General features: G+C 44.9%; 10 protein-coding genes. 6 read left to right on the forward strand and 4 right to left on the reverse strand.

Going from position 1 to position 13,201, the window contains the following annotated elements; translation table 11 throughout:
• The 5 genes from phaE to PX484_RS04280 form a co-directional block, all read left to right on the forward strand.
• A partial coding sequence (gene phaE, locus PX484_RS04260) for a class III poly(R)-hydroxyalkanoic acid synthase subunit PhaE (protein WP_288102965.1) occupies positions 1-828 on the forward strand: 828 nt, incomplete at its 5' end.
• A 165-nt stretch (positions 829-993) separates the two neighbouring features.
• Positions 994-2,088: a class III poly(R)-hydroxyalkanoic acid synthase subunit PhaC gene (locus PX484_RS04265; RefSeq protein WP_012267458.1), complete on the forward strand. Its 1,095-nt coding sequence runs from the start codon at positions 994-996 to the stop codon at positions 2,086-2,088.
• Positions 2,089-2,336: 248 nt separating this feature from the next.
• Entirely contained in the window at positions 2,337-3,554 is a 1,218-nt protein-coding gene (gene chlP / locus PX484_RS04270) for a geranylgeranyl reductase (RefSeq protein ID WP_002735532.1), read from the forward strand.
• Positions 3,555-4,128: 574 nt separating this feature from the next.
• Positions 4,129-5,073 (forward strand): isoaspartyl peptidase/L-asparaginase, encoded by a 945-nt coding sequence (locus tag PX484_RS04275; RefSeq protein WP_149974207.1) that lies wholly within the window; start codon positions 4,129-4,131, stop codon positions 5,071-5,073.
• 70 nt (positions 5,074-5,143) lie between these two features.
• Positions 5,144-6,331, forward strand: a complete 1,188-nt coding sequence (locus PX484_RS04280; RefSeq protein ID WP_287765112.1) for an FtsW/RodA/SpoVE family cell cycle protein — start codon at positions 5,144-5,146, stop codon at positions 6,329-6,331.
• A 559-nt stretch (positions 6,332-6,890) separates the two neighbouring features.
• Here the strand turns inward: PX484_RS04280 and PX484_RS04285 are convergent.
• The 4 genes from PX484_RS04285 to PX484_RS04300 all read right to left on the reverse strand — a co-directional run bounded on the left by PX484_RS04285 (position 6,891) and on the right by PX484_RS04300 (position 12,243).
• Complete coding sequence (locus tag PX484_RS04285; protein WP_287765110.1) at positions 6,891-8,195, reverse strand: ABC transporter substrate-binding protein; 1,305 nt, start codon at positions 8,193-8,195, stop codon at positions 6,891-6,893.
• Positions 8,196-8,473: 278 nt separating this feature from the next.
• The gene (gene ctpA, locus PX484_RS04290) at positions 8,474-9,712 is read right to left on the reverse strand and encodes a carboxyl-terminal processing protease CtpA (protein ID WP_288102968.1); all 1,239 of its coding nucleotides are present in this window, start codon (positions 9,710-9,712) and stop codon (positions 8,474-8,476) included.
• A gap of 191 nt (positions 9,713-9,903) precedes the next feature.
• Positions 9,904-10,983 carry a class II fructose-bisphosphate aldolase gene (gene fba / locus PX484_RS04295; RefSeq protein WP_002744497.1) on the reverse strand — a complete coding sequence of 360 codons (1,080 nt, stop codon included), beginning with the start codon at positions 10,981-10,983 and terminating at the stop codon, positions 9,904-9,906.
• Between the two features lie 132 nt (positions 10,984-11,115).
• A complete protein-coding gene (locus PX484_RS04300; protein ID WP_287666487.1) occupies positions 11,116-12,243 on the reverse strand; it encodes an aldo/keto reductase in 1,128 nt (375 codons plus the stop codon).
• Positions 12,244-12,794: 551 nt separating this feature from the next.
• Between PX484_RS04300 and PX484_RS04305 the strand changes: the two genes are divergently transcribed.
• A partial coding sequence (locus PX484_RS04305) for a M17 family peptidase N-terminal domain-containing protein (RefSeq protein WP_288102970.1) occupies positions 12,795-13,201 on the forward strand: 407 nt, incomplete at its 3' end.

The following is a 13,201-nucleotide window of genomic DNA, read 5'->3' on the forward strand; positions in this document are numbered from 1 at the left end:
GATAATCGGGATTTATTGATCAAATTCCTAAAATTATCGGTGGAAGCTTGGGAAAGTATCTTCCCGAAAATGCAAACAGGAGAAGACTGGCAAACAATTTTAGATAATTATACCCAACAGATGCGCGGTCAACTGAATAGTTTTACTACTACCACTTCCCAAAGTAGTCAAGATGTCAGTCAACTATGGACAATTTACCTGCAACAATTACAAAGTCTCAATCATTTATGGTTCGATCCTTTCGTCCTGTCAAATGACACAATAACCAAAGCTTGGTTAGGTAATACTTCTTCCTTGATCGAACTCAATAATATCTATTGGCAGAAGTTTTATGATGAGACTTTTGGCCAATGGTTACAGATGCCTTTATTGGGATTGCCGCGAGAATTTAACCGCAAATTACTCGATAGTTTTGAAACTTGGCGCGTTCTTTATCAAGCTAGTATTAACTATCAAATTGTGCTGGCTGATATTCAAGTTAAATCCTTTGAAGCTTTAACTAAAAAATTAGTTTTCTTAGCAGAAAAAGGTCAACCTGTCAAGGATTGGCGAGAATTTCAAGATGTGTGGAGTGTCGTCGCTGATGATATTTTTGAAAAGGCTTTTTGTCAACCAGAAAACCTAAAAGTAAGGGGAAAATTTATTAATTCCCTCAATGATTATCGCCTCAAACAGCAGGATTTAATGGAAATTTACCTGCGATCAATGAATCTGCCTACCCGCAGCGAAGTCGATGAAATTCATCGGACTATCTATGAATTACGCAAAGAGGTAAAAAGTCTCAAAAAAGCTTTAGGAGAAAAAAAAGAAATAGAAAGTAACAATTAGTTAATTGTGCTTGACAATCAGTTATCAGTTATCAGTTATCAGTTATCGGATTGCAGTTTTAAGTATATAGTGTTAGGTGAAAACTTCGGAACTTTCTTTTCACTGATTACTGTTTACTGTTCACTGCTCACTGAAAAATCCCCACTTTTCTAGGAGAATTAAATTATGTGGCCATTTTTGACGCAAGTGAAACTGGAAGATTTTACCCAAGATTATCTAGAATTAACTCAAAAAAATCTCAAAGGTTTAGACAATCTCAAACGAGTTAAAGAAGAAGATATTCAGTGTGGAGTCTCGGAAAAAGAAGCAGTTTATCGGGAAGATAAAATCATTCTCTACCACTTTAAACCCGTGGTCGAAAAACCCTTCGAGATTCCCTTGTTGATGGTTTATGCTTTGGTCAATCGTCCCTACATGGTAGATTTACAGGAAGGGCGTTCTTTAGTAGCAAATCTGCTGAAATTAGGCTTAGATATCTACTTAATTGATTGGGGATATCCCACCAGAAGCGATCGCTGGTTAACCCTTGATGATTATATCAATGGTTATGTCGATAATTGCGTCGATTTTATTCGTCAAAGTCATCATCTCGACAAAATTAATCTGTTAGGAATCTGTCAGGGGGGAACCTTTAGTTTATGCTATAGTTCCCTCTATCCCGATAAGATAAAAAATCTGGTGACAATGGTGACACCGGTGGACTTTTATCAAACCGAGACCCTCTTAAATATGCGCGGGGGGTGTTCCTTGGGAGCCGAAGCATTAGACATCGATTTAATGGTAGATACCATGGGCAATATCCCGGGAGATTTTCTCAACTTAGAGTTTCTGGAATTGAAACCTTTACAGTTAGGTTATCAGAAATACCTTGATTTTCCTGACATCATGGAAGACGAATCAAAATTAGTTAATTTTCTGCGTATGGAAAAATGGATTTTTGATAGTCCTGACCAAGCGGGAGAATCCTATCGACAGTTTCTCAAGGATTTCTATCAGCAAAATAAACTGATTAAAGGGGAAGTGATGTTAGGAGATAAACGGGTAGATTTACACAATCTGACCATGCCAATTCTCAATCTTTATGCGGATAAAGATCACCTTGTACCTCCCGCTTCTTCCCTCGCTTTAGGGAATTATATCGGTACTTCTGATTATACCGCTTGTGCTTTCCCCGTCGGACATATCGGAATGTATGTCAGTGGCAAAGTGCAACGGGATTTACCCCCCGCTATTAGCGATTGGTTGAAAGCAAGAGCTTAACAATCCTTGCAGCTATCCCCTTTTCCAATTTGGGAGAGGGGTTTAGCACTTTTTTTCTCTACGGGTGTAACACAATACAACACATCGACTAAAAAAAATCTACAGGCAGTAAAATAAACTTTTGTAACAGAGGATGTTAAGCACTGTTGCAAGATCGGGCAGAATCGGAGGATATCGTTCCTTTCAGCTAAACCCCTGTGGTACACTGCAAAGCGTACTCGCTCGTAAGTATGTAGGAGAAAACCTGAGTGTTAAGAGTCGCTGTTGTGGGTTCAGGGCCGGCCGGTTCTTCGGCGGCAGAAACATTAGCTAAAGCAGGCATTGAAACCTATTTATTTGAACGCAAATTAGATAATGCTAAACCCTGTGGTGGAGCGATTCCTCTCTGTATGGTGAGCGAATTTGACCTACCTCCTGAAATTATCGATCGCCGGGTGAGAAAAATGAAAATGATCTCCCCCTCTAACGTCGAAGTCGATATTAATCTCGATAATCAAGACGAATATATCGGAATGTGTCGTCGGGAAGTCCTCGACGGTTTTATGAGAGAACGCGCCCATAAATTAGGAGCGCATTTAATCAACGGAACCGTTTACGGTCTCGACATTCCCACCAATAGCACCGATCCCTATACCCTACACTACGCCGATCACTCCCACGGCAATTCCCAAGGGGAAATGAAATCTCTGAAGGTGGATGTGGTTATCGGCGCCGACGGTGCTAATTCCCGCATTGCCAAAGCTATTGATGCCGGGGATTACAACTATGCGATCGCTTTCCAAGAACGCATCCGTCTCCCCCAAGATAAAATGGCCTACTACGAAGATCTGGCCGAAATGTATGTAGGAAAAGACGTATCCCCCGACTTCTACGCTTGGGTATTCCCCAAATACGATCACGTCGCCGTCGGTACTGGCACAATGAAGGTCAATAAAGCCATGATTAAAGACCTACAAGCTGGTATTCGCGCTCGCGCGGCCCGTCGTCTAGAAGGAGGCGAAATCATCCGCGTGGAGGCCCACCCCATCCCCGAACATCCCCGTCCTCGTCGTGTAGTCGGTCGCGTGGCCCTCGTAGGCGATGCTGCGGGAACAGTTACTAAGTCTTCGGGAGAAGGCATCTATTTCGCCGCTAAATCAGCGCGGATGTGTGCCGAAACCATTGTCGAAGTCACCAACGGCGGCCAACGTATTCCCACAGAGGACGAGTTAAAACTCTACCTCAAGCGTTGGGACAAGAAATACGGTATGACCTATCTGGTATTAGATATCCTGCAACGGGTTTTCTACCGTACCGATGCCACCCGGGAAGCGTTTGTGGAAATGTGTTCCGATAAGGATGTACAGAAGATGACTTTTGATAGTTATCTCTATAAAACCGTTGTTCCCGCTAATCCTCTCGTACAGATGAAGATTACCGCTAAAACCATCGGTTCTCTCCTGCGCGGTAACGCTTTGGCCCCTTAAAATCCATTGATAACCAGAAAACCCAATCCTCCCATGGCGGTGGTTGGGTTTTCTTTTGGGTTGTCCCTTCTTGTCTTCTCTAATTCAAATAAAAATGTCGAAAAAATATTTGATACTAAATCCGCTGAGTATAGGCTACATATCAGTAGAGGCACTCCTGCAAGGGGAGTGACTGTTAAATTATGACAGATGTATTAGCAGCTGCGTGTAAGCATCTCACCGAAAAACTAATGCGCGGGGGGTTTGGGGGCGGCGCCACGCCCCCAACGGGGGGTTTGGGGGGTAGAACCCCCCAAAGGCTTGGATTGAGAGATAAAATCGGAAGTAATACGGTCATCCGTTGAGTATGGACTACATATCAAGAGAGGCACTCAGGCAAAACGGAGAATAAATAATCAGTTTTTAATAACTGGATTTAGTATGATAAGCTGTTAAGCAATTTAAATGCGCGGGCAGCTGACAGTACAGTTTATGCCCTTTTGTTAAAGGGGAAGTCAAGATAGATGGTGTAAATGCGCTACTATTTAATGGTAAAGCCGTCCTCAAGAGACGGGGTGTCGGACTCAATTTTTCGATGACCAGAGTAAATCCGAAGTTAATTATTCATGGGGGAGCGAGTTCCCTAGAGGACAAAGGTGGTTTAGAATCAGTGCGCGATTCTCTCCGGGGGATTGTTAAGAATATTTACAACCTCCTTGACAATGGTGCTAGTGCTGTGGAGGCGGTGACAAAAGGATGTATGTTACTGGAGGATGAACCGCGATTTAATGCTGGGACTGGTTCGGTGGTGCAATCGGACGGTCAGGTGCGAATGAGTGCAGCCTTGATGGATGGTCGTCATCAGCGTTTAAGCGGTGTCATTAACGTCTCGCGGGTACAGAATCCCATTAGCCTAGCCCACTTTCTCCAAAGTCAAGAGGATCGCATTCTCTCGGAAATTGGAGCTGCAGATCTGGCCCGAGAATTACAAATTCCCCTCTATGATCCCCTCACCGATTATCGGATTCAAGAATGGATGGAGGAAAGAAAGACGAATTTTAATCGCAAAATGGCCCGTTTATTCGCCGATTCGTCAGCACGACGGGGAACTATCGGGGTGGTGGCCCTTGATCAACAAGGAGACATCGCCGCCGGAACTTCTACCGGAGGTAAGGGATTAGAAAGAATTGGTCGCGTTAGTGACAGTGCCATGCCGGCCGGCAATTATGCCAATCCATGGGCCGGAGTAAGTTGTACGGGGGTCGGGGAAGATATTATCGATGAGTGTTTAGCCGCTAAGGTAGTCATTCGCGTCACCGATGGTTTTTCCCTCGCCGCTGCCGTGGAGAAGTCCATGCACGAATCCCAAACTAATGGTCGGGATCTGGGCATGATTTCCCTTGATCGTCAGGGGAATATTGTTTGGGGAAAAACGGCGGAAATTCTCTTGGCTGCCTATCACGACGGTCAGGCGATCGGTGATACCCTAGAATGGCACGGTGAAAACGCGGGTTTAATCGGTCATGTCGCCGTCGGATAGTGGAACAAACCGCGATCGAGCCTAGTCTTTTCGGTTAATCTCTGCAAGATACTTCTTCTCGAAAATCTCCGTGTGGCAATACATTATTCCTATTTTTGACCCCGATGTGAAAAACTGGTCAGCCGAAGCGCGATTATTGCGCTGGATGACTTTTTTGTGGCTGTCAGTCGGGTTAGTGGTGCTTTTTTCCGCTTCCTACGCTCTGGCTGACAGTCGTTTTGATAACGGACTATACTATTTTATCCGCCAATTAATCTGGCTTTGGATTGGCTTAATTGGCTTTAATTTCCTGGTGCGATTGCCGATCGAGAAACTCCTCAAAATTGCACCCTGGATGATTTTATTAGTTTTAGGATTAATTTTGATCACTCTCATCCCCGGTTTGGGAGCTAATATCAATGGTGCCACCCGTTGGATTAAAATCGGGCCGATTCTCTTGCAACCGTCGGAATTTATGAAACCGTTTCTCGTCCTGCAAGGAGCGGCGGTTTTCGGTGGATGGCCGCGTTTAAATGTCAATCAACGGTTAACTTGGATTGCTATTTTTGGCCTAATTCTAGCGGGCATCCTCTTACAACCTAACTTGAGTACCACTGCTCTGTGTGGTATAACTCTCTGGCTGATCGCTCTTGCCTCCGGTCTGCCTTTATCCTACATGACCAGTAGTGCTTTACTGGGTTTAACTATGGCCGTGGTCAGTGTTACTTTCCGCGAATACCAGAGAAAACGGATTTTATCTTTCTTAGACCCCTGGCAGGATCCCCGGGGTGATGGTTATCAATTAGTGCAGAGTTTACTGGCGATCGGTTCTGGCGGAACCACTGGCAGCGGTTACGGTTTATCCCAACAAAAATTATTTTATCTACCCTTCCCAGATACGGATTTTATTTTCGCTGTCTTTGGCGAGGAATTTGGTTTTATTGGCGGTATTTTACTGTTAATTATGCTATTTCTCTACGCTACTCTCGCTCTAATCGTGGCGGTTAAATGTCGTCATCGCATCAAAAAATTAGTGGCGATCGGGGCGATGGTTATTTTAATCGGTCAATCTCTGTTAAATATCGGTGTGGCCACTGGTTCTTTACCCACTACTGGCTTACCTTTCCCTTTCTTTAGTTATGGCGGCAGTTCCAGTTTAGCCAGTCTCTTTTTAGCAGCCCTCTTAATCCGCGTCGCTAGGGAAGAAAATGACCCCGATCCAGTTCCCACAAGTAAAAAAAGTCCTCAGAAAACTGTCTCGGTTTTCAGTCATCAGTAAGGGGGGTGGGAATTATGAATTATGAATTATGAAGTGGGGAAGCTGTCTCATCACCCTATCACCCTATCACCCTATCACCCCAAAACCCTAACACCTTATCTCCTGACGACCGACTCCTAACCCAATGTTCGACAAAGATAAGCAAAAATTATTGATTAACTCCACAAACTTGAGAATATTTAAATTAACATTCCGCAATATTTACAAATTCTTAAAAATTAATTGAGAAAGATTTTTATTTAACAACGATGTTATGATGGTTACAGCGATTTTACTGAATTTCATAATGGGTTTTTCTGTGCTTTTTCGGGCCGCAATGGTTGAAACCCTTGCCACACCTAGAAGGTAATCCTCATTAAGACAGGTAAATGAGTCAATTTCACCCACAACGATGATCTTTTTTTTGTGTAGTTTTATTGCAAAAAAAAAGTTTTTTTGACAAAAAGCACAAAGTATGCTGCTGTCAACGGACTTCGTGGGTGTTGGGGGAGAGAGGGGAGAAGGAGAGCAGAGAGAATAAATAAAAACAATCTCCTGATTACTGATCACTGATTACTGATTACTGATTAGGTGTCACCTTATCAATAACCTTGAGAGTCCCGTCATCCTTAACAGTCCAGACATCGTAACTACCGACCACATCGCCATTTTCGTCGATATCCACATTACCACTGGCCCCCTGATAGTTAATATCTTCGCCTTTGCGAATCATTTCCATGGCTTGACAAGCATCGGTTACTTCCGTCCCAGGTCCATTAGCCACCTCACGAATCTTGCTTTGAATCCCTTCCCCGGTGTTAGATTTAGCCGCCTCGGCTGCTAACATCAATAAAATCGCCGCGTCCCAAGTATGGGGAACAAAAGCGGTGACATCCTTGCCAGTTTTTTCTTTCCAGAGAGTAGTAAAAGCGCTTAAAGCTTGACCGTCGGCCCCGGGGACAGTGCCTAGGGCCCCAGCAATAATTGACTTACCATCAGTTCCTTTCCCCACCTGTTTGGTGAAATCTTCCGAATAAACCCCATCGGTGAGGAGGACAGTAACTCCTTTGGTCAATCCCTGTTTATAGGCCGCTTGTAGCAATAAACTGCCCGTTTCAGCGTAAAGGACTGCCGCTACAGCATCCGGTTGGTTAGCGAAGGCAGCCGCCGCTTCACTATCGAGAGTGGCAGCTTTCGGGTCATAACGGACGGGATTTTGCTTATTAGTGATAGTGCCGCCTAATTTATCGAAAGCGCTCACGAATTCCCGTTCAAATCCCACTCCATAATCGTTATTGATCACGACGGTGGCCACATTTTGAAAACCCTTTTTCTTAGCTAGGACTGCTAAAGCTTGAGCTTGGTAGGTATCCGGGGGAGCCGTCCGCGCCCAAAAACCTTTAAAATCGCCTTTTTTCGCCCTGTCAGTAAATACAGGACTGGTGCTACCCGGAGAGACTAACATAACTTTCTTTCTCACCGCCACATCGACGGCTGCTCCTGAGACGCTACTGGCAAAGGAACCGATCACACCGGCTACTTTATCCACCTCCGCTAGTTTCGTCATCGCTGAAGCACCGGCGGCGGGATCGGTTTGGTCATCTTCTTTCACGAGGGTGACGGGTTTGCCATTGACTCCACCACAGGCATTGATAGTCTCTACCGCTAGGGCAGACGCTTCGGGCATATTTTGACCAATAGCGGCTAAATCTCCAGTAATGGGCAGTAAAGCCCCTAATTTTAAGCCTTGATCACCGGGGGTAGTGGTGGTGGGACTAGAGGCAGTGTTATCGGGGGTTTGGGCATTATTACAAGCGGTTAAAAAATTAGCTAACAGGCTGATGCTCAGGGTTAGGGCTAGGGGCGATCGAATATATCTCTGCATGGCAGTAAAATCAAGGATGAGTTAAGGTTGCAAGGCTGAAAAACCCGGACTGGGAAAATTCTAATCGATGTTAGCATTCTCTCCAAATCAAACAGGTTTTCATCTTAATTTAGATATTGATGGAAAAAATGGCTAATTTGTTCGATTTATGCCGTGGGAATTATAAATTATGAATTATGAATTATGAAGTGGGGAGCAGGGAGCGGGGTAGTGGGGATAATAAGTAAAAATAATCTCCTGAATCCTGCCCCACCAACAAACTTTTTCAGTAAACCCACTTAGGAAGCTTTGGCTAAAACGGTGTTCTGGTTTAAAAACTGAATTGCCGTTTGGTATTGACTATCTTTTTCGGTGCCGATTTCCTGATAGGTGATCGGTTCCTGTGCCACCACTTGATCCGGCATAATTCCTAACTTATGAATATCATGGTGAGCGGGAGTTTCATATTTCGCTACGGTAATCGCTAATCCTGCCCCATCGGGTAACTCGAATAAAGACTGAATTAATCCCTTACCGAAAGTCTTTTCTCCCACTAAACCCCCTCGTTGATTGTCCTGTAATGCTCCAGCTAAAATCTCGCTGGCGCTGGCGGTTCCCTGATTGACTAAAACCACTAAAGGCGAGTCGGTTAAAGCATTGCCAGCAGCGGCAAAACTATCGGCAATTCCCTCGCGATTAACCGTATAAACAATCGTTCCCTGATTAATCCACATCCGAGCGATTTCTATGCCAGCTTGCAGTAAACCACCGGGGTTATTTCTTAGATCCAAAATATAACCCTTTGCTCCTTGTTTTTGTAGGTTCGTCACCGCTTCCGAGACTTCTTTAGCAGCGTTAGCACTAAATTGATTTAAGCGCACATAACCGATGGGCAAGGAACTAGAATTTTTATCCAAAACCGCCACCACTGGACTTAAAGAAATGCGTTGACGGGTTAAAGATAGGGTTTTTGGTTGACTTTTTTGATCGGGAAGAATGACTAAGGAAACTTCTGTTCCGGGGGTTCCGCGCATTTTGGCCGCCGCCGCATCGAGAGTTAAAGTAGTGGTATCGATGCCATCAATAAACAAAATGCGATCGTGGCTAGTCAAACCAGCGGCCTCGGCAGGAGAACCGGCAAGGGGGGCAACCACTTCTAAGTAACCATTGTCGGGATTGATATTAATTTGCAGTCCTACCCCCGATAATTCCCCCGTGGTGCTAATTTGTAGGTTATGGTATTGATCCGGTCGCAGGAGACGGGTAAAGGGTTCATCGAGAGTGGCTAACATCTGTTCGATGGCATTATAGGCCGCCGTCCGATCGTTAAGGGGTTTTTTGATGAATTGTTCCCGCACCTGCCACCAGTTTTGATGATTAAAGGTGTCATCATAATAGGATTGGTTGACTAATCGCCAAGATTGCAGTAGTAATTTTTGTTCTTCGCTAAAGGCGGCTGCTGTGGGTGTCCATGCCATCCAAGTTAGACAAAACCAAAATCCCACCAATAATCCCGCCCACAACGATTTTTTTCTCATCTTGCTTCTCTTATAAATCCAGTGCTGATCTGCTGATTATTTTCAGTATAGTCTTTTCTCTGAAATCGATTCTTATCTGGTAACTCTTTCCCTTGAAGGCATTGCCATAAAAAAGAGGGTAGTTATGGTTAACTACCCCAAAAAATCCTACTAAATCGGTGTTATTGAGCGATCGCTTAATTGTTCAGCCACTAGACAGCCACAACTTTTTTGCTGACTTGGGTTAATTGCCCTTTAGCATATTTGGCTGCGTAGTCATCGAGGGACATTTGTTTGATTTTGCTGGCGTTACCGGCGGTACCAAATTGTTGATAGCGATCGGCACAAACTTTCTGCATATAGGTGATCGAGGGTTTCAGGAAGAAACGGGGATCAAACTCTTTCGGGTTGCTGAATAGTGCTTCACGAACTGCGGCAGTAATTGCTAAACGGCAGTCGGTGTCGATATTGATTTTACGCACACCACTCTTGATGCCTTTTTGGATTTCTTCCACGGGAACACCGTAGGTTTCAGGGATAGCGCCACCGAATTGGTTAATTAATTCGAGGAGATCTTCAGGAACCGAGGAAGAACCGTGCATGACCAAGTGAGTATTGGGTAAGCGGTTATGAATTTCTTCAATACGGCTAATAGCGAGAATTTCGCCGGTGGGTTTGCGGGTAAATTTGTAAGCGCCGTGGCTAGTACCAATGGCTACTGCTAAAGCATCTACTTGGGTTCTTTCGACGAAATCCACCGCTTCATCGGGATCGGTTAACAGCATCGAGTGATCTAATTCTCCCTCAAAACCGTGACCGTCTTCTGCTTCTCCTTTACCGGTTTCTAAGGAACCTAAACAACCGAGTTCCCCTTCCACACTAGCACCGATCGAGTGGGCAACTTTTACTACTTCAGCAGTAACGTTAACGTTATACTCGTAGGTGGCGGGAGTTTTAGCATCCGCTTCTAAGGAACCATCCATCATGACGCTGGTGAAACCGTTACGGATCGCCGAATAGCAGGTGGCGGGTTCATTACCGTGATCTTGGTGCATCACGATGGGGATATGAGGATAGGTTTCCACCGCGGCGGTGATCAAGTGACGCAGGAAGTTTTCCCCTGCATATTTGCGCGCACCGCGAGAAGCTTGTAGGATAACGGGGCTGTCGGTGGCTGCCGCCGCTTGCATGATCGCTTGGATCTGCTCCATATTATTTACGTTAAAAGCGGGGATGCCATATCCGTTCTCAGCCGCGTGATCCAACAATAACCGCATGGGGACGAGTGCCATATCCTTTACTCCTTAATCTATTTCTTGTTTTTTGTCTCTTTAAATTCAAGAAAGTTAATTCTCTTACCTGTTAATCTTAAGATAGTTTTTACACTTTGACGATCCCCAAAAAAAATTTTTCCCAGTTTCGTCCTAAGATGACCACAATCTCCGTTGCGCTGGTCCGTTGAGTAGTTCGTGTGTATCAAATAACAGACTGGGAATCGGCAATTTTTCCGGGCAGCGAGGTAAACAATCACCACATTCAGTACAATTATTGGCCTTGCGTCCGGGGAACCAATGACCGGCATTTTCCAGCATTCGATAGCGATACTGGCCAAAATCGGTCATTTCGTAAGCTACTGCCAGATTCCGCAGTCTCAACACTTCGGGGATATTAATATTTTCAGGACAGGGTAAACATTGATAACATTGGCTACATAAATCTGTAGCCAATTTATCGGTTAAATGTGTCTCTAAACGCTTAAAAACGGCAATTTCTGCCGCATCTAGGGGCTGATCTTCTTCGCATACGTTAATAATTGCCTCTAATTCCTCTGGTATCGCTGCCCCGACGCTGAGGGTAGTAATGCGCGGATCGCTCAATAAAAAGCGATAATTTAGCTCTAGGGGTGAAAAAGGGGCGCATAATTCCTCTAGCTTCTTGGGAGGTCTGTGGAGATTACCTCCCTTATCAGCAGGGGAGATAATAAACACACCCATGTCCTTTGCTTGGGCTAAAGCGATCGCTGGTTGCTGTCTTTGCCAAAAAAAATAGTAATGGATATTGACAAAAGCGAAGAAATCTGTATTGATCGTCTCGAGAATAATTTCTAGGGGTGCATGGGTAGAAAAGCCAATATGACCGATTTTTCCAGCTTCTTGGGCCATAAAAACGGCTTTCATGCAGCCTTGCGGGTCTTTAATCCAGTTTAAATGCTCGCGGGTGTTAATACCGTGAATTGCTAGACAATCGAGGTAATTTAATTGTAATCGTTCTAGGGATTCGCCGATCGCTTTTTCCATAGTTTGGCGATCGGGAGTGGGAACCAATTTCGTGGTCAGATAAACCCGCTCCCGCACTCCTTGACGCTGCAGGTAGCGACCGAGAAAAACTTCGCTATTACCGTAACCTCTGGCCGTTTCTAGGTGATTAATCCCCAATTCTAAGGCGCGATCGAGTGTTGCGGCAAATACCGACTCTGAGGACAAACAGCGCATTGTCCCCAGGGAAAACAGCGAAAATTGCCAATTAGTACGGCCAAATCGTCGATAACGCATTGATTCAGTTATCAGTTATCAGTTATCAGTTACCAGTTATCAGTTAAGTAGGGCTTGCTGAATAAATCTAAAAACCTTGTTGGATAAGAATTTTAGACTTTTTTCCCATCAAAAAGTGCCAGACACTGGGGTGATCGGGGGGAAGTTTAGGCACTTTTTCCCTGAAAATTAGGTAGTTGACCACCTGAAAATCGCTAAAACCCTACACCCTACACCCTACACCCCACACCCTGCCCCCACGAAAAACTTTTTGCCGCAAACCCTAAGTAGGTAACCTCAGTTCGGGATAAGCTAAAACCCTGATGCTACCGTAGCCTGAAACTCCTATTCTTTCGTGGAAGCTATGGCAAAATTCCCTTATCCCGAACTGACGTTAAGATACAGTCTTATGGGCGAGTGAGTGGAACGAACCACTCCAGACACAAAGGACACAGAGATCGATCACTACTATATAAGTTAAAATTATCGCACAAAGAATAAGACAGCCACTGATAGAGCTTACAGTATAGTGATTAATAGAAGCATTTTGCAAAGAATTATCGAGATAAAGAATGGATATTCGATCGACTGACACCTCGCTCCTTACTTGGACAGGAGATACTTTAGCCCTAGGTTTACCAGAAGGAGCCATAGAGATTGCAGGAGAATTGGCAGAATTGAACGATAAACTGGGGGGAATCCTAGAGGATCTCATCTCCGAGACGGAATTCGAGGGAAAATTAGGCAGTAGTGCGGCGACTCGTCTAGGTGGTGGGGGTCCGATTCGCAAATTAATCCTGGTGGGATTGGGAAAAACTGCCGATTTCGACCTGCAAACCCTGCGTCTAGCGGCCGCCGCCATCGCTCGTCTGGCCAAACAACAAAAAAGCCAAGCTCTGGCCATCAGTTTACCGGTAGTTGGTGATCAGTCCGCCACCGCCGGAGCAATCACGGAAGGACTACTACTGGCCAATCATCA

The organism is Microcystis sp. M49636_WE2 (assembly GCF_030065375.1).
Taxonomy (GTDB): domain Bacteria; phylum Cyanobacteriota; class Cyanobacteriia; order Cyanobacteriales; family Microcystaceae; genus Microcystis; species Microcystis aeruginosa_C.

Excerpts from the sequence above, each read along its gene's own strand:
- PX484_RS04265 (WP_012267458.1), top strand. The coding sequence starts at position 994 with ATGTGGCCATTTTTGACGCAAGTGAAACTGGAAGATTTTACCCAAGAT.
- PX484_RS04275 (WP_149974207.1), top strand. The coding sequence starts at position 4,129 with ATGACCAGAGTAAATCCGAAGTTAATTATTCATGGGGGAGCGAGTTCC.
- PX484_RS04285 (WP_287765110.1), bottom strand. The coding sequence starts at position 8,195 with ATGCAGAGATATATTCGATCGCCCCTAGCCCTAACCCTGAGCATCAGC.
- ctpA (WP_288102968.1), bottom strand. The coding sequence starts at position 9,712 with ATGAGAAAAAAATCGTTGTGGGCGGGATTATTGGTGGGATTTTGGTTT.
- fba (WP_002744497.1), bottom strand. The coding sequence starts at position 10,983 with ATGGCACTCGTCCCCATGCGGTTATTGTTGGATCACGCGGCTGAGAAC.
- PX484_RS04300 (WP_287666487.1), bottom strand. The coding sequence starts at position 12,243 with ATGCGTTATCGACGATTTGGCCGTACTAATTGGCAATTTTCGCTGTTT.